Here is a 26524-nt window from a genome sequence, read left to right on the forward strand (position 1 = left end):
GATGAGCGCGTGCGCCCAGATAAAAGGGGACATGCCCGAGGACATGTCCCAGGAACAATTGCTTAGTCGAGGATCTTTGCCACGACGCCGGCGCCGACGGTACGGCCGCCTTCACGGATAGCGAAGCGCAGACCTTCTTCCATGGCGATCGGGGCGATCAGCTTGACCGTGATCGACACGTTGTCGCCCGGCATGACCATTTCCTTGTGCAGGCCCACGTTGTCGCCAGCTTGACCTTGGTCCAGCAGCTTGCGGAACATTTCCACGCCCGTGCAGGTCGTCTTCACCGTCGGGCGGATACCCACGATTTCGATTTCCTCACCGACCTTCACCACGCCGCGCTCGATACGACCCGTCACCACGGTACCGCGGCCCGAGATCGAGAACACGTCTTCCACCGGCATCAGGAACGTACCGTCAACCGCACGCTCCGGCGTCGGGATGTACGTGTCCAGGGCGTCGGCCAGGTTCATGATCGCCACTTCGCCCAGCTCGCCCTTGTCGCCTTCCAGCGCCAGCTTGGCCGAACCCTTGATGATCGGGGTGTCGTCGCCCGGGAAGTCGTACTTCGAGAGAAGCTCGCGCACTTCCATTTCCACCAGCTCGAGCAGCTCGGCGTCGTCCACCATGTCGCACTTGTTCAGGAACACGATGATGTAAGGCACGCCAACCTGACGGGCCAGCAGGATGTGCTCGCGCGTCTGCGGCATCGGGCCGTCAGCGGCCGAGCACACCAGGATTGCGCCGTCCATCTGCGCAGCGCCCGTGATCATGTTCTTCACATAGTCAGCGTGGCCCGGGCAGTCAACGTGGGCGTAGTGGCGGTTRGCCGTCTCGTATTCCACGTGTGCGGTGTTGATGGTAATGCCGCGTGCCTTCTCTTCCGGCGCTGCGTCGATTTCGTCGTACTTCTTGGCCGAGCCGCCAAACTTCGCAGCCAGCACCGTGGCGATTGCTGCCGTCAGCGTCGTCTTGCCGTGGTCAACGTGACCAATCGTACCTACGTTCACGTGCGGCTTGGTCCGCTCGAACTTTTCCTTTGCCATTTCCTCGGCGTAATGCTTGAATTCCATGGTGTACGTGGCGCGACCTTGCGTGGCCGAGCGCAGCGACGTGGAATAACCGAACATTTCCGACAGCGGGACTTCGGCCTTGATGATCTTGCCGCCGCCAATCATGTCGTCCATGCCCTGCACGATGCCGCGACGGGACGACAGATCGCCCATCACCGTACCCGTGTAGTCTTCCGGCGTTTCCACTTCCACGGCCATCATCGGCTCGAGCAGAACCGGGCTGGCCTTGCGCATGGCTTCCTTGAAAGCCATCGAGCCGGCCATGCGGAACGCGTTTTCGTTCGAGTCCACATCGTGGTACGAACCGAACGTCAGCGTAACCTTCACGTCCACCACCGGGAAGCCAGCCAGAATACCGGCCGACAGCGTGTCGACGATACCCTTCTCGACTGCCGGGATGTATTCGCGAGGAATCACGCCGCCCTTGATGGCGTCGATGAACTCGAAGCCCTTGCCCGGCTCTTGCGGTTCCAGCGTGATCACGGCGTGACCGTACTGGCCGCGGCCGCCCGACTGCTTGACGAACTTGCCTTCGACGTCTTCGGCCTTCTTGCGAATGGTTTCGCGGTAAGCCACCTGCGGCGCGCCGATGTTGGCTTCCACGCCGAATTCGCGCTTCATGCGGTCGACCAGAATTTCCAGGTGGAGCTCGCCCATGCCCGAAATGATGGTCTGGCCCGATTCTTCATCGGTACGCACGCGGAACGACGGATCTTCAGCGGCCAGGCGGTTCAGGGCGATGCCCATCTTTTCCTGGTCAGCCTTGGTCTTCGGCTCGACAGCCTGCGAGATCACCGGCTCCGGGAAGATCATGCGCTCGAGCACGATCGGGGCAGCCGGATCGCACAGCGTATCGCCCGTGGTGGCGTCCTTCAGGCCCACCGCAGCGGCGATGTCGCCGGCCAGCACTTCCTTGATTTCTTCGCGCTGGTTCGCGTGCATCTGCAGAATACGGCCCAGACGCTCCTTCTTCTGCTTCACCGGGTTGTACACGGTGTCGCCCGAATTGATCTTGCCCGAGTACACGCGGAAGAAGATCAGCTGGCCAACGAACGGGTCGGTCATGATCTTGAACGCCAGCGCCGAGAACTTCTCGCTGTCGTCAGCCTTGCGCTCGAGCTTCTTTTCGTCGTCGCGTTCGTCCACGCCGGTGACCGGCGGAATATCGACCGGCGACGGCAGGAAGTCGATCACGGCGTCCAGCATACGCTGCACACCCTTGTTCTTGAACGCGGTGCCGCACAGCATCGGCTGGATTTCGCAGGCGATGGTACGGTCACGCAGCGCCTTGACGATCTCGGCACGGGTCAGCTCTTCGCCGCCCAGGTACTTTTCCATCAGCTCTTCGCTGGCTTCGGCGGCGGACTCGACCATCTTCTCGCGCCATTCTTCAGCGATAGCTTGCAGCTCGGCCGGGATGTCCTGGTATTCGAACTTCACGCCCTGGCTGGCTTCGTCCCAAATGATCGCCTTCATTTCCAGCAGATCGACGACACCCTGGAAGCCGTCTTCAGCGCCGATCGGCACCACGACGGGCACCGGGTTGGCCTTCAGGCGGTTCTTCAGCTGGTCGTAGACCTTGAAGAAGTTGGCGCCGGTACGGTCCATCTTGTTCACGAAGGCCAGACGCGGCACGCCGTACTTGTTAGCCTGGCGCCACACGGTTTCCGACTGGGGCTGCACGCCACCCACTGCGCAGTAGACCATGCAGGCACCGTCCAGCACGCGCATGGAGCGCTCCACCTCGATGGTGAAGTCCACGTGGCCCGGGGTGTCGATGATGTTGAAGCGGTGCTCGGGATAGTTCCCGGCCATGCCCTTCCAGAAAGCGGTGGTGGCAGCGGAGGTGATCGTGATGCCACGCTCCTGCTCCTGCTCCATCCAGTCCATGGTGGCCGCGCCATCGTGCACTTCACCGATCTTGTGGTTCACACCGGTGTAGAACAGGATCCGCTCGGTCGTGGTGGTTTTACCCGCGTCAATGTGAGCCGAAATACCGATATTGCGGTAGCGCTCAATGGGAGTCTTACGAGCCACTTTAATCCTCTATTCGTCCGTGAGGCGCCGGCATCTCATCGCCCGCGCCCCTAACACAAACGGGCGAGATGTGTAGCAACACAGCCCGCCCGGCAACCAACAACGTGTCTCGCTCGCTTTAGAAGCGGAAGTGCGAGAACGCCTTGTTGGCTTCGGCCATGCGGTGCACTTCATCGCGCTTCTTCATCGCGCCGCCACGGCCTTCCGATGCTTCCAGCAGCTCACCTGCCAGGCGCAGCGCCATCGACTTCTCGCTGCGTTTCTTCGCGGCCTCGCGCAGCCAACGCATCGCCAATGCCAAACGACGCGACGGACGGACTTCGACCGGAACCTGATAGTTGGCGCCGCCCACGCGACGGCTCTTCACTTCCACCACCGGCTTCACGTTGTTGATGGCAACGGAAAACACTTCGATGGGGGCCTTGCCTGCCTTCTTTTCGATCTGGTCGAACGCGCCGTACACAATGCGTTCGGCAACCGACTTCTTGCCGTCCAGCATCAGCACGTTCATGAACTTGGCAACTTCAACGTTACCGAACTTCGGATCAGGCAGAACTTCCCGCTTGGGGACTTCACGACGACGTGGCATCTTCTTTCCTTTAGATTCAGTTGAGAGCGCGTTACTTATCGCGACTCTCCGGCCACCAACTAGCTTGCCTGCATGGCAAATTCGCCGGGTGACCACTTACTCGACGGCACGGCGCATAACTCTCCGTTGTACCGCCGCCTGGTGACAGCACCATGACTCGCGCCACAGGCCATCTTCTTGTTGCTGCTGCGGGCAATCGCTTGCCCAGCTGCCCTGAAAACGATCAGGCAGCCTTCGGACGCTTCGCGCCGTACTTCGAACGAGCTTGCTTGCGGTCCTTCACGCCTTGCAAGTCGAGCGAGCCACGGACGATGTGGTAACGCACACCCGGCAGATCCTTCACACGGCCGCCGCGGATCAGCACGACCGAGTGTTCCTGCAGGTTGTGGCCTTCACCGCCGATGTACGAGATGACCTCGAAACCGTTGGTCAGGCGCACCTTGGCGACCTTACGCAGTGCCGAGTTCGGCTTCTTCGGCGTCGTGGTGTACACACGGGTGCACACGCCGCGACGCTGCGGGCAGTTCTCAAGCGCAGGGCTCTTGCTCTTGACGACTTCAGAGACACGCGGCTTGCGAACCAGTTGGTTGATAGTTGGCATTGTTCAATCCAGCTTGGTTTTACAAAAACACCCCTCCGCCGGCTCCATATCAATGAATTCGGCCTGAGGGGCAACTACGGGTTTCGGACGGGAATGGAGAGCGGGCGCTCGAAAGGAAGGGCTGTGAAGTGACAGACTTGCCAAAGAGCGCGAGCTCGCCCGGATCCCGCTTGGCTATCCTGCCGGCTGCGCCGCAAGGATCACTCCGCGGGCGCGCGTCCGACGGACGAGCGAAATCCAAAGCCAAAAACTCGAATCTGGCATCCTAGCAGGGGTGTTGACAATGGTCAAGCTGTATACCCGCTCTGTATACGCCTTGGGTGGGCGCCCCGGTCAGACTCGGACCGCGCGCAGCGTCTCGAGGATTTCCTCGCCGTAGCGCTCGAGCTTCGATGCACCGATACCGGGCACTTCAGCCAGTTCGCCGAGCGATTCGGGCGCGCTGCGGGCCAGTTCGGCCAGCGTCGCGTCATGGAAGATGACGTAGGCCGGCACGCCGTGCTCGCGCGCCGCCGCCGTGCGCCAACTGCGCAGCGCCTCCCAGTGGGCCAGCGCGTCGGGGTCCATCGTCGCGGTATGGTCGGTACGCGTGCCACGTGCGGCGCGGTCGCCGGACTTGGCCGGTTTGCTGACCTGCCGGCGCAGCGTAATCGGCTGCTCGCCCTTGAGCACGGCCCGGGCCGACTCGCCCAGCAGCAACGCGCCATGGCCGCCATGGTCGATCACCAGCAGCCCGTGGGCAATCAGCTGGCGGAAGATCGCATGCCACTCCGAGACCGACCGGTCCTTGCCGATGCCGAAGGTCGAGACCTTGTCATGGCCCCACTGCCGGATCTTCTCGTTGGCGTTGCCGCGCAGGATATCGATCAGATGGGTCGCGCCGAAGTGGACGCGGCTCGCCTGGGCCGTGCGGTAGACGCAGGACAGGGCCATCTGCGCCTCGCGCGTGCCGTCCCAGGTCGCTGGCGGCTCAAGGCAAGTGTCGCAATTGCCGCACGGCTCAGCGTTTTCGTCGAAATACGCCAGGATGCGCACGCGCCGGCAGCCGGCCGTCTCGCACAAACCCAGCAGGGCGTCGAGCTTGGAGGACGACACGCGCTTGTGGGCATCGTCCGCTTCGGACTCGTCGATCATCCGCTTCTGCTGCACCACGTCGCCCAGGCCGTAGGCCATCCAGGCATTGGCGGGCAGGCCGTCGCGGCCAGCGCGACCGGTTTCCTGGTAATAGCCTTCCATGCTCTTGGGCAGGTCCATATGGGCGACGAACCGGACGTCCGGCTTGTCAATGCCCATGCCGAAGGCAATTGTCGCCACCATCACGATGCCCTCCTCTTCCCGGAAGCGTGCCTGGTGACGCTGCCGCACTTGGGCATCCATGCCGGCGTGATACCCCAGCGCCTGGATGCCGTGGCCGGCCAGCCAGGCGGCGGTATCCTCGACCTTCTTGCGCGACAGGCAATAGATGATGCCGCTGTCGTGCCCGCCGTGGCCATTCATGTGTTCGGCCTTGATAAAGGCGAGCAGCTGGTTGCGCGCATTGTCTTTCTCGACGATGCGGTAGCGGATGTTCGGCCGGTCGAAGCTGGAGATGAACACGCGCGCGTCGTCCAGCGCCAGCCGCTCGACGATCTCTTCGCGCGTCTGCGTGTCCGCCGTGGCCGTGAGTGCAATACGCGGCACCTGCGGGAAGCGCTCGTGCAGCACCGACAGCTGGATGTACTCGGGCCGGAAGTCGTGGCCCCATTGCGACACACAATGCGCCTCGTCGATCGCGAACAGCCCGACGCGGGTACGTTCGAGCAGGTCGAGGAAGCGCGGCGTCATCAGCCGCTCGGGCGCCACATAGAGGATTTCCAGCCGCCCCGCGAGCAGGTCGCGCTCCACGGCGGAGGCTTCACTGCTGGTCAGCGTGGAATTGAGCACCGCGGCGCGCACACCGGCCTCGGTCAGCGCCGCCACCTGGTCCTGCATCAGCGCGATCAGGGGCGAGACGACGATACCGACCCCCTGCCCCGCCTGCTGGCGCAGCAGCGCCGGTATCTGGTAGCAGAGCGACTTCCCGCCGCCCGTGGGCATAAGCACCAGGCAATCGCCGCCCTCGGCCACATGGTCGATGATCTCTGCCTGCCGGCCGCGAAAGGCGTGGTAGCCGAAGACTTCTTTGAGGATCGCCAGTGTGCGCGACATGGACAGCGGAATTCGGGAAAGCCGTAACCTTACCACTAAGGCGCCCGGGCTCGGCGCCGATGCTGCCGAGATCGCTATTTCGGATAACGGCGATTGCGTTCTCGACGGTTGCAGAGTTCCATGGGCATTGCCAGACTCTCAACAAGGGGCGATGCAATGGGCAATTGGCAGGATCGACTCAATCGCATCAGCAAGCCGGCAGCCTCGGAGCGTGAAGTACTCGAGAGCATCGAGACGACCGCCGCGATGCTCGGCTTCGATATGGGGAACCGCAGCATGACATTCTCGGCGAGCCAGCTGTGGAGCGAGGCAAGGCTGCTGGGCCTGTGCCACGGTCTGTCGGAGGAGGACTTCACCCTGGCCATGCGCGGTGGGCCCCTATCCTCCGCCCCGTCGCCAACCCCGCCGGTCAACGGCAAGCTTGGCCGTCGCGAAATTCGCATGCGCTGGTTCGCCTTCGTGGTTCATCTCGTGCTGGACCAGCAACGCATGGCGCGCCCCACCGGGCAAGGACAGTCGCCCCTGACCGAGCGCGAGCTCGAAGTCCTGAAACTGACTGCCCAGGGCAAGACCTCGTCGGAAATCGCCGCATTGCTGATGGTCTCCGGCAACACCGTCAACTTCCACATTCGCAATGCAATGCTCAAGCTGCAGGCCAGGAACAAGACGGCGGCAGCCGTGTGCGCTGCCTTGCAGGGGTGGCTCAACGTGTGAGTTGACTTGGCGCAAACGTAGCCCACGCGCCTATCAGATTTGGTAGTTACTGCACTTCGCCATGTCTGTTGCAATGCGCCATCGACATTGCGAGGAATGGCAGATGACATCGATGGCATCGCCGCAGCGCCCGGTTGCACTGGTCAGCGGCGGCTCACGCGGGATCGGCCGGGCGATATGCCTGGCACTGGCCGACGCTGGCTACGCAATCTCCTACTGCCATCACGCATCAGGCGATGCCGGCCTCGAGACACTCGCCCAGCTGCGCGCCGCAGGCATCCCCTCGCTGGCCCTGCAATGCAACGTTGCCGACGCGGGCGCCTGCGAGCGCTTCTTTGCCGAGACCATCGAACATCTCGGCCAGGTCGACGTGCTGGTGAACAACGCCGGCATCACCCGCGATGCGCCGCTGGCGACAATGCGACCCGATGCATGGGCCGCGGTCATCGACACCAATCTCACCGGCACCTTCCACTTGAGCCGGTCCGCCGCCTTCCACTTCATGAAGCGGCGCACCGGCGTCATCGTCAACGTGGCGTCCATTGCGGGCGTCTACGGTAACGCTACCCAGACCAACTATTCGGCATCGAAGGCCGGCATGATCGGCTTCACCCGGGCGCTGGCCAAGGAGGTTGCGCCCTACGGCGTGCGCGTCAATGCCGTGGCGCCGGGTTTCATCGAATCCGACATGACGGCAGGCCTTTCCGACAGCGTCGCGTCGGCCGCACTGGCCCGCGTGCCGCTGCGCCGCTTTGGCAGGCCCGAGGAAGTCGCGGCGTTGGTCCGCTTCCTGGCCTCCGCCGACGCGGCCTACGTCACGGGCCAGGTCTTTCAGATCGACGGCGGGCTCGTCCTCTAAGGCGCCAGGGCGATATCGTGGACGACATCCTCCCGCCTCTCATCATGGCCCGCAGCGTCCGGGGCTTCTCGGACTGTCGCCGGCCCGGCCTCCGCGAATGGGAATTCGACTGGCGTTTTGCGGACGACGACGACAGCTTTCAGGGCCACTTTCCGACGTACCCCATCCTGCCCGGGGCATTCCTGCTGGAGATGGCGCAGCATGCCGCCAACCATGCGCTCGCGCAGAGCGGCCAGACGGGGCGCCGCGTCACCAGTGTGACGCGCCTGCGCTTCCAGAACCCGGTCCTGCCGGGGGACACCTGCACATTGCAGGTCGCCTGGGATGACCTCGATGCGGTGCAGATCCGCTTTACCAAGCCTGGTAGCGCGGTGGCCCACGGCATCCTCGGCACTGGCCCGGTGCCACGCCATGCAGGCGCCCCGGAAGTATCCGCGGCGGATTTGCCGCGCGATCCGACCGTCGCCCTCAAGGTGCTACCGCATGGTCATCCCATGCGGCTGGTCGATCGTGTGGCGCTGGATGGCACTGCTCGCGCAGTCGCCTACAAGAACATCACGCTCAATGAGCCTTGCTTCAGCGCCGCGCATCGCGGCATGGACGAGGCGCAACTGGCATATCCGTTGGCGCTGCTGGTGGAGTCCTTCGCCCAGGGCGCGGGGCTGCTGCTATCCCGGCGCGGCTTCTTTGCGGACGCTGGCGGCGCCGCCTCGCTGACCGTGTTCGGCGAGTTTCGCGGCATCCATCTGCTTGGCCGGGCCCTGCCGGGGGACCAGCTTCGCCACGACGTCCATCTCCTGGAATGTGGGCGCAACGTGGCCCACCTGGCGGGACAGACCAGCGTCGGGGGACGCACTGTCGCCCTGTTCGACGATCTGATGGCCTTCTCCATTGGCGCGACGACACTCGGCGCCGCTGGAGGCCAGCGATGACACAGCGGCGCGATGTCCTGCTGGCCGGATTCGGCGCCTGCTCCGCCGCAGGTCCGGATGTCGAAGCCTTCTGGCGTGCCCTGCAACGCGCACCCGAGGCGCCGTCACCGAACGCCATCGTCCCGCGGAGTACCGATGGGCGGACGTGGCGCCATGGCCATTGCCTGCCCGCGTCGGCCTCTCATGTGCATGCCGACTTCGACAGCCTGATCGCAGATGTTGCCCTGCAAGCCCTCGATGACGCCGGCAGACGCGGCCATGCACTCGACACCCTGCACACCGGTCTGGTGCTTGGCACGGCGGCCGGGGACAGCCGCCGTGCCGAACGGCACCGCCTAGAAGACGCCGTGGCGCCGTATGCCACGAGCCACCCGTACCGCGCCATAGACACGCTGCCCCACGTGCTGCCCATCCAGGTGTCCGGACCGGCTTTCGTCGCCGCCAACGCCTGCTCGGCCGGCCTTCATGCCCTGGTCCATGCGGTGGACATCATCCGGGCCGGCATGGCCGACGCGATGATCGTGATCGGCGCCGACCTGCTTTCCCACGTCACCCAATCGGGCTTTCAACGCATGACGGCGCTCGATCCGCAGGGGTGCATGCCCTTCGACGTCCGCCGCCTGGGCACCGTGCTGGGCGAAGGCGCCGCCGCGCTGGTACTCGTGGCCGACAGCGAAGCTGCCGCGCACGCCGGATCCGCCGGACGCATCCGAGGCATCGGCGTGAGCTGCGACGCCTTCCACCCGACCGCCCCCGAACCCGGCGGCCGGGACATCTCCCGGGCCTTGCGTGAGGCGCTGCGCGATGCGAATGTCGGCCCCGACGGCATCGACGTCATCGTGCCACACGGCACCGGCACGCCCCCCAACGACCGCATCGAAGGCAACATTCTGGCGGCAGTGCTTGGCCCAAGCGTCGTCATGCCGCCGGTGCTGTCCGTCAAGGCGCATATCGGACACACCGCAGGCGCGTCCGGCATGTTCTCCCTGCTCGCGGCGGCGCTTGCACTGGCACATCGGAAGGTGCCGGCAGGCTACTGCGAGCGCCCTGATCCGGCCACGCGCATCCGGCTGCCCAACCGTGAAACGCCACTGCGGGCAAGACGGCCGCTTCGGGCACTCATCAATGCCTGTGGATTCGGTGGGAACAACGTGTCCCTGGTCTTGCAGGAAGGGACGCCATGAGCGCCGTCAATCTCCTGACCTGCGCGGCCGTGGCGCCCGGCATCGGAGAAGATCTTCTCCCGTGCTCGCCTGGCACGCTTGCGATCGTCGACCCGGACTGGTTCGATCCGGCCCTGTGGCTGCCGGGTACGCGGCACCGCTACCTCAACGACACCACGCGCTACGCGCTGGCCGCGGCGCGCCGGTGTCCCGATCCATGCACGGATGGCCGCGTCGCCCCTGAGCGGCTCGCGCTTTGTTTCGGTACAAGTGTCGCGGATGTCTCAGTCCGGCACCTGTTCGATCAGGCCGTGGCCCACGGCGGACTGGATGCCGTCAGCACCGTCAGCGCACCCAATATCTCGGCCAATATTGCCGCCGCCCACGTCGCCATCGACTGTCAGGCCCGCGCGCTATGCAGCACCGTCACGTCGCCGTTCCTGGCCGGCTTCGAAGCCCTGATGCTGGGCATCCAGGCGATCCAGGCCGGTCGCGCCGACCAATCGCTGGTCATTGCCGCCGAAGAGGCGATCCCCGAGGGTGCCGGCGCAGCCATCCTGCCGGGCGCCGTTGCGCTCCGGCTGGGCAGGCACGCGACGGAGAACGGTCATTGCCTGCGGCCCCTCGGTTGGGGCCGGGTCGAAACGACCGGACAACTGCCGCGGCGGCTGGTCCACGCGCTGACGCGCACCGCCTCCGGGTTTCCCGGACCGACGCGGCTTGTTGTCCCGGCCCGCACGCCGCTCAGCTGGCCCAAAGGCCTTCCGCCCCCAGACATCCTCACGTGCGACGACGCAGGCGCCCTGGCACCCCTGCTGTGCGCCCTGCCGACGCTGCGTGACGACCACCCCTTCATCCTCGTCGCCATACACGAGCACCGCTACATGGCATTTGTTTCCCAATGCTGACCGCTTTCCACCCAAGAAGGAGCACATCCATCATGACTTCCCCCGACCGCATCGTCGCCATCAAGCAGATCGTTTCCGAAATCCTTGAGATCGAGCCGACCGACATGACCATGACCAGCCGCTTCAAGGAAGACCATGACGCGGATTCGCTGCGCGCCATCGAAATTCTCGCCAGCCTGGAGAAGGCTTTCGGCGTGACCATCTCGCAGGACGGGCTGGCTCGCATGGTGAACCTGGAGGGCGTCTGCCAGGTGGTGGATGAAGCCGCCTCGATCAAGTCCTGAGTCACGCATCGGAGCCATCATCATGCGACGTGTCGTCGTGACCGGCATTGGTGCCGTGAGCAGCATAGGTCTTGGCGTGAAGGCGTTCACCGACGCGCTCCGTGCCGGGGCGTGCGGCGTGTCCGAGATTCGCTCCTTCGACACGTCGGGCTTCGCCAGCCATCGCGGATGCGAAGTCCGGAATTTCGACCCCGCCACCTGGATCGCCGGGATCGATCCGAGCACACTGGGCCGCAGTGCACAGTTCGCGGTCGCGGCGGCCGGCATGGCGATACGTGACAGCGGGATCGATACAGCCCAGCTCAAACAGGCCCGCTGCGGCGTGTCCATCGGGACGACCGACGGCGAATCGCAGGTGATCGACCAGCTCACCGAGCAGGCGGTACGCCATGGCTATGCCGGCATTGACCCCGCGCTGCTCCAGCAGGTGCCTTCGCACCACATCTCATTCGCGGTGGCGCGCGCGCTGGGCTTGCGCGGCGGAGCCATCACCCTCCCCACGGCATGCTCGGCCGGCAACTACGCCATCGGCTATGCCTATGACTGCATCGGGCTCGGGGATGCGGACGCCATGCTGTGCGGCGGCGCGGACTCGGTATGCCGCAAGACATTCGCCGGCTTCTACCGGCTGGGCACCATCGCGCCGCAGGTCTGCCAGCCATTCGACAAGGACCGCAAGGGCATCCTGACGGGCGAAGGGGCCGGTCTGCTTCTGCTCGAGTCGCTCGACAGCGCCCTGGCCCGTGGCGCGCGGATCTACGCCGAGGTCCTGGGCTACGGACTGACCTGCGACGCGGACCACATGGTGGCGCCGAATCGGGACAGCATCGTGCGCTGCATCCGGCTCGCACACCGTAACGCGGGCGTCAGCGCGGCGCAGATCCAGTACATCTGCGCCCACGGCACCGGCACCATCGCCAACGACATCACGGAATCCGGTGCCATCGCCGAGGTGTTCGGCGCCACCAAGCCGCCGGTTTCCTCCATCAAGTCGATGATCGGACACACCATGGGCGCCGCCAGCGCACTGGCCAGCATCGCCTGCGCGGTGGCCGTCCGGGACGGATTCCTGCCGCCGACCATCAACCATGGTGAGACGGACCCCCGCTGCCCGCTCGATTGCGTACCCAACCACTCGCGCGCCGCCGACCTGCGCGTGGTGCAGAACAACGGCTTTGCCTTCGGCGGCAACAACGCCATCACCGTGTACGCGAGGTACCCCCAATGAGGAGCAGCGCATGACCGCCCATGGCATCTCGATTGTTGGCTGGCAGGCGATATCGGCCCTGGGGGTGGGGGCGGATGCGTTGCGCACGGCCGACCCAACGGCACCCCCGGTGACTGAACTGCCGCAATCGACCGACCCGTATCCGCAGGACGTCGCCTATCGCCCGGCACACTTCGACGTCTCCGCACTGATTGGCGCCAAGGGAACCCGTTCTATCGACCGCACCACGGCGCTCGCGCTTTGCACGGCGCGCCTGCTGCATGGCGACCAGCCGCCTTATGAAGGGGAGCAAGCCGAACGAACCGGGTTCGTGCTGGGCACCAGTACCGGCAGTATCCGCAGCACCAGCGATTTCACGCGCGACTCGCTGGTCCAGGAGCGGCCATTCCTGGTCAATCCCGCCCACTTCCCGAACACCGTGATGAACTGCGCGGCGGGCCAGTGCGCCATTCGCTTCAAGGCGCGCGCGGTGAACGCAACCATCTCGGGAGGGCGGCTGTCCGGACTGCTCGCGCTGCAGTACGCCTCGCAGATGCTGCGCCGGGGCTATGCGGACCGGCTTCTGACAGGTGCCGTCGAGGAGCTTTGCGTGCAGACGGCCTGGGCACATCGCGGCCTGATCCAGCTGGGCAAGCGGCAAGCCGTGCCCCTGGGCGAAGGCTGCGCGATGTTCTCGCTCGAGCGCACCACGCCGCAGCATGAAGGGGTGGCCATCCTGGCCTTGCGTTACGGGCGCTACAGCGAACCCGTCGACGGCCCGGCCGGGGATCTGGCGCTGGACCACGCGGTGGAGGGCGCACTGGCCTGCATCGGCGAAGCCCTGACGCAAGCCGGCCTCGATGCGTCCGAGGTGGTCGCTTGTTGCCTGTGCGGCGCGGCCGAGCCTCGCATTGCCGACATCGAACGGCGCGCCATCGCGCGGCTGCCCGGCGCCAGCATGACCGTCCACCAGGCGGCGCTCGTCGATCGGTTCGGCGACACCTACAGCGCCACCTTCGTGCTCGCGCTCTGCCATCTGCTTGCCTGTCTCGAACAGGCCCCCGCCGGTGCGGCGGGCATGGTCCTGGCCACCACCGACGACGGGCACGCGGGCTGCCTCATCGTGCGCCGCGCGCCTGCGGCTAAGGAACTTCCATGACATATGCGATCACCGGCTCGGCCATGAAGACCAGCCTCGGCGAAGACAAATGCACGTGTTTCGAGAGCCTGTGCTCAGGGCACTCCGGCCGCAAGCGCCTGCAAGCATTTACCGCCGACCATTTCAACGTGCGCAACGCCTATGAGATTGACGACCGCCCCGGCGGCATCGACCGGGCGCTGCGCGCCACCGAACTGCTCTGCGATGCGGTACAGGCCGCCGTGCGGGAGGCCGCACTGCCGCCGGACGCCCGTTGCGTCGTCGTGGTGGGAACCGGCCTGCGGGAGCTACGCACGCTGGAACTGTTCTGGACGGTCGGCACGCCGATGACGATCGACCAGTTGCATTTCGAGCGCGCGCTGAACCGAAGGCTGCACACCAGCTTTCCGGTCATCACGCTCGCCAATGCCTGCTCCGCCTCCAGCTTCGCACTCGCGGTTGCCGAGGACTTCCTGCGCGACGGCGCCTTCGACTTCGCGATCGTCGGCGGCTGCGACACCATCACGAAGAGCATGTTCGGCTTGCTGGATCGCGTGAATCCCTCGCACCCCGACGCAGTCCGGCCATTCGATCGAGACCGGCGCGGCGTACTGATGGGCGATGGCGCCGCCGCCGTCGTACTGGAATCCCGCGCGAGCGCCAACGCGCGCGGCGCGCCGGTGCTGGCAACGTTGCGGGCCGTCGGCACGAGCTGCGATGCGGCGCACGAGACGGCCCCAGATCCGGCAGGCATCGCCCGTGCCATCGAGGATGCCTACCAACGCGCCGGCCTGGCGCCGGAGGACATCGACATCATCATGGCCCACGGCACCGGTACGCCGCTCAACGACAAGGCCGAGGCCGAGGCCATGCAGCGCGTGATGCGGCAGCACGTCTCGCATCCACGCATCTGTGCGATGAAATCGATGACTGGGCATACCTCGGGGGCGTCGGGGCTGGTTGGCGTGGTCACGGCGATCGAAGCCATCGAGTGCGGCATGCTGCCGCCCACCGTCGGGCTCGAGCACCTGATGCCGGAGGCGCGCGCCATGAATATCGTCAACGAGGCCACCCCGGTCAATGCGCGGCTGGCCCAGGTGAATGCGTTCGGCTTTGGCGGCGTCAATGCCGTGGCCATCCTGGAGTGCGAATCATGAATCCCCGCACGCAGGCCATCCTCATCTCGGGTCATGGCTGGGAGATCCCGGCCTTCTCCGCCCACGACAGCCTCGCGGAGGGGTTGCGGGCCGGTCCCGCCGCGCCGCATTTCACGCCCGAGCGACTGCTGGGCAAGAAGGGGCTTCGCTACAAGGAGCGCTCCACGTTGCTGGCCCTCTGTGCAGCATCCAAGGCGCTGGCCGACGCCGGCTTCGGGAGGGCGGACACCGTGTCCTTGCACGATGACGGGTTCGGTGTGGTGGTCGCTACCAACACGTGCAATCTGGATACGGTCTGCCAGGCAGCGGAGACCATCCATCGCCAGCACGTCAATGCCACCAGCGCAATGGATCTACCCAACGCCTCCAGCAATGTCGTCTCGGCCGCCATCGCCATTCGCTTCGGACTGCGTGCGCTCAACCTCACCGTCTGTACCGGGGCTTCGTCGTCGCTCGATGCCATCGTGCTGGCCGCCAATGCCATCCGCAACGGCCGCGCCCGGCGCATGGTGGTTGTCGCGGTGGAAGTGGATGGCCCGGCGGCGCGCAGCCTGCTGGCCGGCCGCCGGCTTGCCGAAGGCGGCGGGCTGCCCGCCTTGCTGGAAGGCGCAGGCGCCTTGGTGCTCGAGCGGACCGATGATGCCAACGCCCGTGGCGCACGCCACCATGGTGCCCTGGCCGGCTACGCCTATTGCCATGCCGATGCGGCACGTTCGCCCGCCCTAGACGCCCTGCTGACCGATCATGCGAGCAAGCCTTGTTACGTCGCCGGCGACAGCTTTGCCGCCCACGCGGTCACCGCACTCCATCAGCGCGAGGGCGCGCAGCGCGATCTCGGCATATTGTCCGGCCCGGCCTATGGGGCCGGCACGCTGTATGCGCTGATCCATCATTGCGAACAGGCACGCGCCGCGGAGCCGGAGTCGGCTCGCGGGGCGGTCGTCCTCGGCGGTGGCAGCTGGGGGGACCGCCGCGTCGGAGCCATCGTCATTGAAGCGGGCGGCGTCGGGCAATGACGACGCTGCTGGCATCACTGGGCGGCTACACGCTTCAGGCGCGGGTGTGTGGGCCCGTCGGCGCCCCGCTGGCCGTGCTGGTCCACGGGATGATGGAAGCAGGCAGCGTCTGGGAACCGCTGCTGCCGCGCCTCGCCGCCACGCATCGGTGCGTCGTGCTGGACCTGCCCTGGAACGGGTTGCAGTCTGGCCTCTGGGGCCGGGTGCTGCCACCCGAGCGGTGGTTATCCGCTGCGCTTGAGCGCTTTCAACTGTGCCCGGACGTCTGGATTGCCCACTCGTTCGGCGCCAACACCGTGCTGACGCTGCTTGCCCAGCACCCGGCCACACCCGGGGCCACCGCGCCCGCCGCGCTGGTCTCGCCGTTCTACAAGGCGTTACACCGGGAGGTGACCTGGTCCCTGTTCCAGCAGCACGTCAACGCATTCCCGGATTTTGTCCAACAGAGCATCCGCGCCCGCACCGCGCGCCCGCTGGCGCCGGACGTCCTGCAGCGCATGACACGCACTGCCTGCGAGCACTTCGGTTGCTACGTCTGGACCGAGTTCTGGCGCCTGTACTCCGGGATGCCCTTCCTTCCCCTGCACGAGGTGCGCCAGCCACTTCTCGTGTTGGCCGGCGGCGATGACCAGTTTGCGCGATTGCCCGACGTCCGCGCGATGGTCGACACCCTGCCGGCAGGCCGGCTCCGTGTCTTTCGCGATGCCGGCCATTTTCTGCTGAACGATCTCCGGCACGACGCTGTCGGCGCCATCGCGCAGTTCCTGCAGGTGCGCGGCGATCCAATGCCGGCCACGCCTCGCCAGACTTGTGCTGGCGCCACCCCTTCCTTCCACTCCACGGAATCCACGCCATGACCTTGCATCACTCCGACACGACTGGCTTCGACCGCACCCACACCAAGGTCCGGCCCCGCTTCGAAGGCTGCAACATCTGCACCTGGATCGGCTTCAAGCACGTCATGTATTGCATCGAGGAAGCCGTTGTCGATCATTTCCGCGCGCACGGCTTCGGACCGCGCGAACTCTATGAGCAGAAAGGTCTCTGTCTCGAGATCGTCGATTCGAGCGTACGGATCCTCCATGCGCTTCACATTGACGATACGGTAGATATCGAGGTCGTGCCGTCGCCGAAGGCACCGGACGGGGTGCTGCGCGTCGCCGTGACACTGACGGTGCCGCGCGACGGCAAACCATTGAAGGCCGTCACCGGTTACGTGGACGTGCTGTTCCGCCTCGACGACAGCGTCGTAACCCCACAGCCAGCCAGCGGGGAGCCGCGCCTCGCGCCATACACCTGTACCCGGATCCGGCGAGGGCCGCAGCGCTCCATTCCCGATGCCGGCCTGGCCACGGCGCGCCAGGCCGGTAACCCGCCGCTGGACGTGCGTCGCGCGCTGGCTGCCGATGAAGGCAACCGCTTCGTCTGGCAATGGCGGGTGCCCTATTTCTACTGCCACTTCAACGATCGCCTCCAGCATTCGGGCTACCTGAGACTGATGGAGGAGGTGCTGGATCTCTTTGTCGCCGAGCGTGGAATCTCCATCCGCACATTGCTGGAGAACAAGAAGTGGATTCCCGTCGTACCGCAGGCGAGCCTCCAGATCCTCGACGAAGCGATGATGGAGGAGACCATCCACACCGTCTTCACCGTCGAGGATATTTTCAAGGACACCACCTATCGGTCGCGCATGGATTGCTATGTCGAACGGCATGGCGGACTGGTTCATACGGCGACTGGCCTGATCACCCACGGCTACGCGGTGGTCGAGAACCGCCGTGACTGGTCGCTCGTGACCTTCGACGCCGAGGTCTCGGCCGCCCTGCGCGGCAGGCAGTGCGCGGACTGAAGGAGGCGGCATGCAGGCAGCACATCCCGTCTTCTATTTCTCGCTGCGCAGCCCCTACTCGTGGCTGGCCTTGCACGATCTCAGGCAGACACGGCCCGATCTTCTCGCCGCCGTCCAACTGGTGCCTTTCTGGGAGCCGGACGCGGACTACCAGGCGCAACTGAGCATGGTCGGCAGCACGTTCCTGTATCACCCGATGTCGCGCGAGAAGCATCTCTACATCCTCGCCGATGTGCGGCGCCTTGCGGCGCGGCGCGGGCTCCGGCCGGTGTGGCCACTGGATCGCGCGCCGCGCTGGGAGGTGCCGCACCTCGCATGGATCGTCGCCGACATGCACGGGCAGGGGCTGGCCTTCCTCGAGCGGGTCACGCTGGCGCGCTGGCAGGAAGGCGCGGACATCTGCGATCCCGACGTCATCGCACGGCTGGGCAGTGCGCTGGGGATGGACCCCAACGCGCTCTCGTCGGCCCACACGGATGCAGCCGTCCGGGAGGTCGGACTGACCCGGCTGCAGGACTGCATCCACACGGGCGTGTTCGGCGTGCCGTTCTTCACTGTCGGCAGGGAGAAGTTCTGGGGCGTCGATCGCCTCCGGGACTTCATGGCCGCCGCCACGGGCATGCCTGCCATCGATCTGTCCGACCCGTTGTGCAGCGAGGACAGCCCGCCGGCGGCAATCCTCGACCATGCCGGCGGCTGCGGCTAGGAGCATTCGTCATGGAAGCAACCCCCATCGTTACCGTCCTGCTCATCGAGACGCACTCCCCCGGAAACCCCGGCGGCACGGAGTGCATCCGCCTGGCCGAGGCGCTGCTGAAAGCCGGCGATTCGGTGCAGTTGCACCTGATGCAGGACGGCGCGACCTGGCTGCAGCAGGACCCGGACACGATCCGCACACTCAGCCGCCGGCATGGCGGGCAATTGCGCATCACGGTGGACGATGTCTCGCTGGCCCTGCGCGGCGTGGCGGCGACGGTCAGCCGTGGCGTTGCCACCGTCATCGATGCAGACACCCTCGTGCGCGCTATCTGCGAGCCGTCGACCAAGACCATCTGGCACTCCTGACATGACCGCATCTCTCCCCCCGGACGCCGCGCCGGGTTCCGTCTTCTTCGGCATGATGGGCACACCGTTCCGGTCCGAGACCGTGACCTCCCTGTTCCGGATGGTGGATGCGGCCTTGCGGCAGGGCCGTCACGTCACTGTGTGGAACTGCGGCCACGCAACCGGGCTGTCGCAGATCTCGCTGTGCCGCCCACCGGACCTCTTCGCGCCGGACGCACCGGCGGGCACGACAACCGCCACATTGGTCCAGACGCTGAAGCGTCGCTACGGCGACCAGCTTGAGTGGCTGGTATGCCGCTATTGCATGGAAGAGCGCGGCAACACCCAGCAGATCCCCGAGGCGATGGTGAAGATTCCCTTCAGCTTCCAGCACTACCTCAGCGCTGCAGACAGCGCGATGGTCCTCGGAGTCAAGTCATGACGGCCACCGCCGGCCGGGGCAGGCGCCGCTCCCGCAGTTCACTCGCCATTGTCGAGCAAGCCTATCGCGGCAGTCTGGAGGAGCAGTACGGGCACATCGTATGGCTGAGCCGGGTCATGCGGCAGATGGGGGCCGACCATGCCCTCCTGCTCAAGGCCGATACCGTGTTGTTCGCGCGACGCGACCAGCCGGCGCCGTTGCTGACGTTGGGTGGCCTGACGATAGACGGACTTTCCCACCACGAGTCCGGCGTCGCCGCGTTGGTCGCCGCCAACGTCCCGGTGTACGCATGGCGACCCGACCTGCACCGCCTGCGTCTTTCTCCTGCGGACCTCATCGACGGCGTCGAGTCCGTCGACGAGGCGGACATGCCGACCCTCATTCATCACTTCAACAGCGTCTGGTACTGGTGACGATGCCACCCTCCTCCCCTTCCGCCACACTGGGCGAAGCGCTGCTGGTCAGCGGCACGGACCTTTTCGCGCTGGGGCACTATCCCGGTGCCCCGATCTATCCCGGCGTCCTGCTGCTGGACCGGTTGCTCGTCCTGGCGGAACGCCTCGCCACGCGCACGGCGGGGCACCCCATGCGCGTCCGGACGATGGCGCGGGTGCAGTACCTCGACGCGATCCTGCCCGGTGACGTCGTCAACCTCGAGGCAACTGTCCGGACGTCCGGGCCGGACGGACTCTCCCTGGCAGCCACCGCGAGTGTTCGCGGCAAGCCTTGTGCGCGGGCCAGCTTCGCCTGTGGCGCGCCGTGTGCCGCCATCGAACATCCTGCCGTGGCGCCGTCTCAGGCGCCACCGGTCCTGACACACCGGCAGGTCGCGGCACTGCTGCCGCATCGCTACCCCTTCCTGTTGGTCGATGCGGTCCAGAGCTACACCGCCGGCGCCCAGATCTGCGCGTGCAAACTCGCTACCCGCCAATCACCGCTGTTCGCCGCACAGGCACCGGCCGTGTACCCGGCGGGGTTGGCTATCGAATCCCTCGGGCAAGCCGGCATCGCGCTCTTCTTCCTTGGCCAGGCCGGCGGGGCACCGAGGGAGGTGGTACTCGGCGCCATGACCGGCATCGAACTGATCCACGACGTGCCCTTCGACTCCGTGCTGACGCTGGACGCCCGGATAGACCGGCTACTGCCCAATGCGGTGGTGTTCGGTGGTGAAGTCCGTATTGGCCCCACGCCGGTGATTCGCGTCAGCAGCCTGGTCGCGATGATCGACCCGCGTCACGCGCCGACATGACCCCCTTTTCCCGACCGCGCTCACCAGGAGGCCCCAACCATGCGCATCGATGGCATTTCCTTTCTTCCGGCATCCCGCAGGATGGACAACGAGGCCGTGCTGGATGAGATCCGCCGTCACAGCACACCCGGATTCGACGGCAACGTCGAGCACGCGCTTACCTACATCCGCTGGAAGCTCAATGAGACGCAGGTGAAGACGCGCTACTGGTTCGACGAGGGCGAGCGGCCGCTGGACCACATGGTCCGTGCCGCCGAACAGGCGATGGCGCAGGCCGGCTGCGGCCCGGATGACGTGGATCTGCTGATCTACGCGGGCAACACCCGGGGCTTCATCGAGCCCGGCGATGCGTACTTCGTTGCGGACGCGCTGGGCATGGACAGCGTGGACTGCTTCGACATCGTCGACGCCTGCATGGCGTGGACGCGCGCGTGCGACGTGGCGCAGAGCCATTTCCTGTCCGGACGTTACCGCACCGCACTAATCGTCAATGCCGAGTCGTACTACGTACCGGGCGGCGTCTCGTATCCGAGCAACTTCACGCTGGGTTCCCTGCGCGACATCGCGCACTGTTTCTCCGCTTACTGCGGGGGGGACGGGGCAACCGCCACGCTGCTGCGCGCCGATACAGAACAACCCTGGGTCTTTCACTACCTGTCGACGAAGCGGGGCGTCGATCTCTGCACCATTCCGCTGCCGGGCCACCTCGGGCGCGCCCGGCCCAGCGAGCGCATCGGCCTCAATGGCCTTGGCGCCTTCACATCCTTCAGCTCGCTGGTCTTCGGCTATAGCCAGCACATGACGGACTCGCTGAAACTGCTTGCGCCCTATCGCGACAGCATCCGCCTGCTTTTTCCGCATACCGGCGGCTCTGTCCCCGCGTTCCAGGGCTGGGCGGACGAGGCCGGGTTCGGGCACTGCATCCGCCACATCTTTCCGGACTACGGCAACGTGGGCGCGTGCTCCATTCCCGCCGCCATTGCCCTGCACGCGGGCGATGGGTCGCTGGCACGCGGCGACCGGATCGGATTCTGGATCGGCAGCGCCGGCATGTCATTCGCATCCTCGACGTTCATCTACTAGATCGGAGCCCGACCATGCTCTACGCCATGACCCTGCTGCCTTCGATGGCCTGGTTCGCCGCCTCGTACCGGCTTCGCGCCGCACGCCGCCCTCCCGCCGACCGGGCCAGCCTGCTTGGCGAATGCATCGCCCGCTTCTGCATCGCCTCGGGCCCGCTGCACATCAAGATCGGGCAGATCCTCTCGACCCGCTCCGACCTGTTCGGGCCTGACACCATCGCCGCGCTGCAACGGCTGCAGGACGATGTCCCGGCAGCTGACGAGCCGGCCGTGCGAAAGCTCCTCGCCGAGGCGTTCGGCAGCGGGTATGAATCCGTCTTCGAATCCTTCAACTATGTTCCGCTTGCCAGCGCGTCCATTGCGCAAGTCCATGAAGTGCGGCTCGAGGGTGGCGAGCGCGCGGCGGTGAAGCTGGTCAAGCCTGGCGTCTCGCGCCGCCTGCGCAAGAGCCTGCGATCGATTGCCCGGCTCGCGGCACTGGCACATGCCATGGTGCCCTCGTTGCGCCATTTCAACATGCCGGTACGCGTGGCCGAGTTGCGCGAGTTACTGCTGCCACAGGTCGACATGGAGGTGGAGGCGCGCAACATGACGGCGCTCGCGCGGAATTTCGCCAATCACCCCTTTGTCGTCATCCCACGGGTGCACACCGCACTGACCCGCCGGAGCGTGCTGACCATGGAATATATGGAGGGCATTCCGGGCCGGGACTTCGAACGAGTGGGCATCCCCCGGGCGCAACTGGCGCGCCGCTTCCAGGATGCCATCTACACCATGCTCTACATGCATGGCGTCGCCCATGGCGACCCCCATCCCGGCAACGTGCGTTTCACGGCGGACGGCAAGATCATCTTTCTCGACTTCGGCATCACGGTCTACGTGACGGAGGCAGAGAAATGGGGATTGGCGTCGTTCTTCTTCGCGTCGATCCGGCATGAATGGGACCTCGCCACCACCCGCTTCCTGAGTCACTTCGTCGTAGACAAGGAGGCTGTGCGTGACCATCGCCAGTTCTTCGAGGACGTCAAGGCGGTGATCCTGCGGCACTTCTACGAGATCGCGGATCAGTGGAAGACCGACGAGTTCTTCTGGGACATCAGCCAGGCACTGCGCCGCCACGGTGCCAACTACACCCCGAACTTCACCAAGGTCGAATTGACGTTGACCACCTGCGAGGGCTTCGGCAAGCAGATCGATCCGGACATCGACGTCTGGGCCAATTCCCGACGGTTTTCGGACAAATACTCGCCCTACATGAATGACGATGTGCGCCAGCGCTTCGACGGCCATTTCCACCGGGCAACGCCAAAGACACTGGCGATGCGTGACGACGCGCAGCGGTTCATGATCGCGTCCATCCACATGAACCGTTACTTCTTCCCCTGCACCTATCCGATGTTCGCGCGCCGGGCCCAGGGATGCCAGATCGAAGACGTCGACGGCAATCGCTATATCGATCTCACCGGTGGCTACGGGCCGCACATCCTCGGCTACGCGCATCCGGCAATTGTCGCCGCGCAGCAGGCGGCCGTGGCGGACGGTTGCCTGAACGCTGTCGGCAACCCGTCGGAGGTTGAACTTACCCGGCTGCTGGTGGATGCGTTCCCGGGTAGCGGTTACGCCTGCCTCTCGAATTCGGGAACGGAGGCCGTCATCCAGGCGCTGCGCATTTGCCGCGCCTACCGGCAACGCGGAAAGGTGGCGAAATGCGAGGGCCAGTACCACGGCTTCTCCGACCAGGCCATGGTCAGCTCGTGGTTTCAGCAACGCGGGCCGGTAGAGCGGCCCGAGCCGGTGGCAGGCTGTCCCGGCACCCCGGACGAAACAGTGAACAACACCGTTGTCCTCCAGTACGGCCATCCAGAAAGTCTGCGCGTGCTGCGCGAGCGTGCCGAGGAAATCGACTGCGTCATTCTCGAACCCCTGCCGTTTTCCGTGGGGAGGCTCGACACCGAATTCCTCCAGCAATTGCGTGCGGCCTGCTCCGAGCTCGACATCCCGCTGGTGTTCGATGAGGTCGTGAGCGGCTTCCGCGTCTGCTACGGCGGCGCCCAAACCCTGGCGAACGTCACGCCGGACCTGACGGTACTGGGCAAGATCATTGGCGGCGGCATGCCGTGCGGCGCCGTGGTGGGGAGCCGGAAGCTGATGGAGATCGCCCGCAGTACTGCCGACCCCTTCCGCGACTACGAGACGCGGGTCTTCCTGGGCGGCACCATGAGCGGCAACTCATTGAGCGCCGCGTCTGGCGCCGCGATGCTGACATATCTCCGCGACCATCCCGAGGTCTATCAGACGCTGCATGCGAAGAGTGAATGGCTGCTCGAGCAGCTGACAAGCATCGCCCGCGCGCTGCAAGTGCCGGCCCGCATCAAATCCATGCGCTCGATCTTCACGGTGAGCTTTTCGCATCGGGAAACGCGCTTCTATCGCGAGATCCAGGGCGGCAGCGACTACAAGGCCAGCATCGCACTGGCCTATTACATGCGCACGCATGGCGTCTATATGCCGGAGCTGCACTTTCTCGCCCTGAGCGACGCCCACATGCCCGCCGATCTGGAACAGGTCTGCGAGGCGTTCCGCCAATCACTCACCGAGATGAAACGCGATGGCTTCTTCGTCGACTGAACCCCGCCTGCGCGACCCGGACGCGTCCCATCACGCCTTGGCCATACGCTATGCAGCATGGCTGGTCAGGCGGCGATGGATGGTGATCGTCGCGACGGTGCTACTTTGCGTGGCGGCCAGTGCGGGACTCGAGCGCATCGCCTTCAGCAGTGACTATCGCGATTTCTTCCGTTCGGACGATCCGCAACTGCTCGCCAATCAGGCACTCCAAGACGCCTATGCAGACGACAACCAGGCGCTGGTGGCCTTTGTCCCCCGAGACGGGACGGTGTTTACGCCTCGCGCGCTGGACGCAATGGCGCGCTTCACCGAACTGGCATGGCAGCTGCCCCATGTGCGACGCGTGGACAGTCTCACGAACCATCAGCATGCCGAAGCCCACGACGATGACCTCCGTGTGCGCCCCCTATACCAGCCGGGGACGGGCCAGACACCCGAAGCGATCGCGGCCATCCGCGCCATCGCACTCAGCGAGCCGCTGTTGGTAAAGCGGTTGGTCTCGCCCGATGGGTCCGTGGCGGGAATCAGTATCAGCTTTACACTCCCCGCGCCAACGGAGACAACCTTGCCGGAGGCCGTGCATGCACTGCGCGCCCTGATGGATCAGGCGCGCGCGCTGGACCCCGATATCCGCGTTATGGCCACGGGCGGCATATTGCTCGACAACGCCTTCGACGAGGAAGCGAAGGCCGACCTGGCCACGCTGACGCCACTGATGTACGCGCTGATTCTCGTCGTCATGTTCGTGGCGTTGCGCAGTGCGTGCGGCGTGGCGGCTGCGTTGCTGACGATGACGTTGGCGATCTTCGCCGCGCTCGGCATGGTCGGCTGGCTTGGCGTCAAGCTCACGGCCATCTCCGTCTCCACGCCGACCATCCTCACCACCATCGCCGTCGCGAATTGCTTGCACGTAATTGTCTACACGATCCGGCGGATGGGGGCCGGCGCGTCACGGCATGAGGCCGTACGGGATGCCGTGGCGGCAAACGCCCCCATCATGCTGGTGGCCTGTGGCACGGACGCGCTCGGCTTCTTCAGCATGTGCCTGTCGGACGTTCCACCGGTCGCCAACTTCGGCGTGATGCTGGGCATTGGTGCCATCGTGGTGCTGCTGTTGTCAGCGTCGTTCCTCCCGGCGTGCCTGGCCGTGCTGCCGATCTCCGGGCAGCAGCGGATGCTGCGGCAGGGGCATGCCATCGGCCGCATGGCGGGCGCCCTGGTGGCGTGGCGAAAGCCGGTGTTCATCGGGGTGGCGCTGCTCAACCTCGCTGCCGCCTGGTTCGTCACGCGCAATCAACTCGAGGACAATTTCGTCGACTATTTCAGTCCGGCCGTCGAGTTCCGCCGCGATACGGACTTCATCCAGTCGCATCTATCCGGCGTCCATACCGTGTACTACGCGGTGCCGTCAGGTGTCGGGGGTACGGTGGGTTCGGCCGCGTACCTGCGGGATCTGGACAGGCTTGCCGACTGGCTACGCGCGCAGCCCGAAGTCTTCCAGGTCAGCTCGCTCGCCGACGTGGTCAAGCGCGTTCACCGCACGCTGCATGGCGATGCGTCGACCGCATATCGCGTGCCTGATGATGACATGGCGGCGGCCCAGGTATTACTCGTGTACGAGCTGTCCCTGCCGCCCGGGCTGGATCTGAACGATCAGATTCGGATCGACCGCTCGGCCAGCAAGCTGACCGTGGTCCTGCGCGACATCACGTCCACGGCATTGGTGGCCTTCGACCAGCGCGTGCAGGCGTGGATGCGCGCAAACCTGCCGGCCGGCATGCAGGCGTCTGGCGCTGGGCCGTCCATCATGTTCTCGCATATCGGCGAGATGAATGTCGCCGGTACGCTGCAGGGGTATGTGCTGCAGATCCTGCTCGTTTCCGTCGTCATCGGGCTGGTGTTGCGCAGTGTCCGACTGGGCTTCGCCAGCCTGCTTCCGAACGTCCTCCCGTCCTTGATGGCTTTCGGGCTTTGGGGAGCGTTTGTCGGGCAAGTCGGCCTGTCGGTGGCGGTGGTGGGGGTGCTGACCTACGGGATCATCGTCGACGACACGATACACAGCGTCTTCAAGTACCACCGCGCCCGCACGGTGCTGGGCCTGTCACCCCGGGCGGCGGTGGAGAACGCGTACAGCATTTCCGGCATGGCGGTGCTGTTCACCACCTCGGTCCTGGTGGCCGGCTTCGGCGTACTGATCTTCTCGCACTTCGACCTGAACGCCGACATGGGAATCATGTCCGTGCTGACGATCGCGATTGCCGCCATCGTGGACCTTGTGCTGCTGCCGCCATTGCTATTTGCCATCGACCGGGACACCCCGAAGCCGGCTTCCGCCCCCCACTCCCAACCGTTGAAAGGCATTTGA

The 26524-nt window shown here is 65.5% G+C and carries 24 protein-coding genes and 1 pseudogene; 20 read left to right on the forward strand and 5 right to left on the reverse strand.

Translation table 11 applies throughout. The annotated features are described in order from the left end of the window. Positions 1-62: 62 nt before the first annotated feature. The 5 genes and pseudogenes from tuf to recQ form a co-directional block, all read right to left on the reverse strand. Complete coding sequence (gene tuf, locus AC1DP9_RS20555; protein ID WP_477108350.1) at positions 63-1073, reverse strand: elongation factor Tu; 1011 nt, start codon at positions 1071-1073, stop codon at positions 63-65. Continuing rightward, a pseudogene (fusA, locus tag AC1DP9_RS20560) lies at positions 1050-3110 on the reverse strand (elongation factor G); the annotation flags it as partial. The pseudogene fusA and the gene tuf, both read right to left, overlap by 24 nt. A 118-nt stretch (positions 3111-3228) precedes the next feature. Next, complete coding sequence (rpsG, locus tag AC1DP9_RS20565) at positions 3229-3699, reverse strand: 30S ribosomal protein S7 (RefSeq protein WP_092301786.1); 471 nt, start codon at positions 3697-3699, stop codon at positions 3229-3231. Between the two features lie 223 nt (positions 3700-3922). Continuing rightward, positions 3923-4300 (reverse strand): 30S ribosomal protein S12, encoded by a 378-nt coding sequence (rpsL, locus tag AC1DP9_RS20570; RefSeq protein WP_010810460.1) that lies wholly within the window; start codon positions 4298-4300, stop codon positions 3923-3925. Positions 4301-4633: 333 nt separating this feature from the next. Continuing rightward, positions 4634-6487 carry a DNA helicase RecQ gene (gene recQ, locus AC1DP9_RS20575; RefSeq protein ID WP_477108329.1) on the reverse strand — a complete coding sequence of 618 codons (1854 nt, stop codon included), beginning with the start codon at positions 6485-6487 and terminating at the stop codon, positions 4634-4636. A 120-nt stretch (positions 6488-6607) separates the two neighbouring features. Here recQ and AC1DP9_RS20580 point away from each other — a divergent pair, with 120 nt between their 5' ends. From AC1DP9_RS20580 to AC1DP9_RS20675, 20 genes are all read left to right on the forward strand, one after another. Continuing rightward, positions 6608-7201, forward strand: a complete 594-nt coding sequence (locus tag AC1DP9_RS20580; protein ID WP_477108330.1) for a helix-turn-helix transcriptional regulator — start codon at positions 6608-6610, stop codon at positions 7199-7201. Positions 7202-7304: 103 nt separating this feature from the next. Continuing rightward, entirely contained in the window at positions 7305-8060 is a 756-nt protein-coding gene (gene fabG / locus AC1DP9_RS20585) for a 3-oxoacyl-[acyl-carrier-protein] reductase (protein ID WP_218158060.1), read from the forward strand. Between the two features lie 17 nt (positions 8061-8077). Beyond that, positions 8078-8992: an ApeI family dehydratase gene (locus AC1DP9_RS20590; RefSeq protein ID WP_477108331.1), complete on the forward strand. Its 915-nt coding sequence runs from the start codon at positions 8078-8080 to the stop codon at positions 8990-8992. Then, complete coding sequence (locus tag AC1DP9_RS20595; RefSeq protein ID WP_477108332.1) at positions 8989-10176, forward strand: beta-ketoacyl synthase N-terminal-like domain-containing protein; 1188 nt, start codon at positions 8989-8991, stop codon at positions 10174-10176. The genes AC1DP9_RS20590 and AC1DP9_RS20595 overlap by 4 nt, the downstream gene beginning before the upstream one ends. Then, positions 10173-11063 carry a beta-ketoacyl synthase N-terminal-like domain-containing protein gene (locus tag AC1DP9_RS20600; protein WP_477108333.1) on the forward strand — a complete coding sequence of 297 codons (891 nt, stop codon included), beginning with the start codon at positions 10173-10175 and terminating at the stop codon, positions 11061-11063. The genes AC1DP9_RS20595 and AC1DP9_RS20600 overlap by 4 nt, the downstream gene beginning before the upstream one ends. Positions 11064-11095: 32 nt before the next feature. After that, positions 11096-11347, forward strand: coding sequence for an acyl carrier protein (locus tag AC1DP9_RS20605; RefSeq protein WP_477108334.1), 252 nt, complete (start codon positions 11096-11098; stop codon positions 11345-11347). Positions 11348-11369: 22 nt separating this feature from the next. After that, positions 11370-12575 (forward strand): beta-ketoacyl-[acyl-carrier-protein] synthase family protein, encoded by a 1206-nt coding sequence (locus AC1DP9_RS20610; protein WP_454757379.1) that lies wholly within the window; start codon positions 11370-11372, stop codon positions 12573-12575. A 10-nt stretch (positions 12576-12585) separates the two neighbouring features. Beyond that, the gene (locus AC1DP9_RS20615) at positions 12586-13713 is read left to right on the forward strand and encodes a beta-ketoacyl synthase N-terminal-like domain-containing protein (RefSeq protein WP_454757380.1); all 1128 of its coding nucleotides are present in this window, start codon (positions 12586-12588) and stop codon (positions 13711-13713) included. Then, positions 13710-14849, forward strand: coding sequence for a beta-ketoacyl-[acyl-carrier-protein] synthase family protein (locus AC1DP9_RS20620; RefSeq protein WP_092301760.1), 1140 nt, complete (start codon positions 13710-13712; stop codon positions 14847-14849). Before AC1DP9_RS20615 ends, AC1DP9_RS20620 begins: the two co-directional genes overlap by 4 nt. Beyond that, positions 14846-15865, forward strand: a complete 1020-nt coding sequence (locus AC1DP9_RS20625; RefSeq protein ID WP_477108335.1) for a beta-ketoacyl synthase N-terminal-like domain-containing protein — start codon at positions 14846-14848, stop codon at positions 15863-15865. Before AC1DP9_RS20620 ends, AC1DP9_RS20625 begins: the two co-directional genes overlap by 4 nt. Further along, entirely contained in the window at positions 15862-16722 is an 861-nt protein-coding gene (locus AC1DP9_RS20630; protein WP_092301754.1) for an alpha/beta fold hydrolase, read from the forward strand. Before AC1DP9_RS20625 ends, AC1DP9_RS20630 begins: the two co-directional genes overlap by 4 nt. Then, on the forward strand, positions 16719-17714 hold the full coding sequence (locus AC1DP9_RS20635) for a hotdog family protein (protein ID WP_092301751.1): 996 nt from the start codon (positions 16719-16721) through the stop codon (positions 17712-17714). The genes AC1DP9_RS20630 and AC1DP9_RS20635 overlap by 4 nt, the downstream gene beginning before the upstream one ends. 10 nt (positions 17715-17724) lie before the next feature. Next, a complete protein-coding gene (locus AC1DP9_RS20640) occupies positions 17725-18420 on the forward strand; it encodes a DsbA family protein (RefSeq protein WP_477108336.1) in 696 nt (231 codons plus the stop codon). A gap of 11 nt (positions 18421-18431) precedes the next feature. Then, positions 18432-18779, forward strand: a complete 348-nt coding sequence (locus AC1DP9_RS20645; RefSeq protein WP_477108337.1) for a hypothetical protein — start codon at positions 18432-18434, stop codon at positions 18777-18779. 1 nt (position 18780) lies between these two features. Then, positions 18781-19200 carry a hypothetical protein gene (locus AC1DP9_RS20650; RefSeq protein ID WP_092301743.1) on the forward strand — a complete coding sequence of 140 codons (420 nt, stop codon included), beginning with the start codon at positions 18781-18783 and terminating at the stop codon, positions 19198-19200. Beyond that, positions 19197-19613, forward strand: a complete 417-nt coding sequence (locus tag AC1DP9_RS20655; RefSeq protein WP_477108338.1) for a hypothetical protein — start codon at positions 19197-19199, stop codon at positions 19611-19613. The genes AC1DP9_RS20650 and AC1DP9_RS20655 overlap by 4 nt, the downstream gene beginning before the upstream one ends. A 2-nt stretch (positions 19614-19615) precedes the next feature. Further along, complete coding sequence (locus tag AC1DP9_RS20660; RefSeq protein ID WP_477108339.1) at positions 19616-20449, forward strand: ApeI family dehydratase; 834 nt, start codon at positions 19616-19618, stop codon at positions 20447-20449. Positions 20450-20488: 39 nt separating this feature from the next. Next, positions 20489-21532 (forward strand): beta-ketoacyl-[acyl-carrier-protein] synthase family protein, encoded by a 1044-nt coding sequence (locus AC1DP9_RS20665; RefSeq protein WP_092301734.1) that lies wholly within the window; start codon positions 20489-20491, stop codon positions 21530-21532. Between the two features lie 14 nt (positions 21533-21546). Continuing rightward, positions 21547-24159 carry an aminotransferase class III-fold pyridoxal phosphate-dependent enzyme gene (locus AC1DP9_RS20670; protein ID WP_477108340.1) on the forward strand — a complete coding sequence of 871 codons (2613 nt, stop codon included), beginning with the start codon at positions 21547-21549 and terminating at the stop codon, positions 24157-24159. A 79-nt stretch (positions 24160-24238) separates the two neighbouring features. Next, complete coding sequence (locus AC1DP9_RS20675) at positions 24239-26524, forward strand: efflux RND transporter permease subunit (RefSeq protein ID WP_477108341.1); 2286 nt, start codon at positions 24239-24241, stop codon at positions 26522-26524.

The sequence above is a fragment of the Cupriavidus sp. 01L43 genome (genome assembly GCF_056399925.1).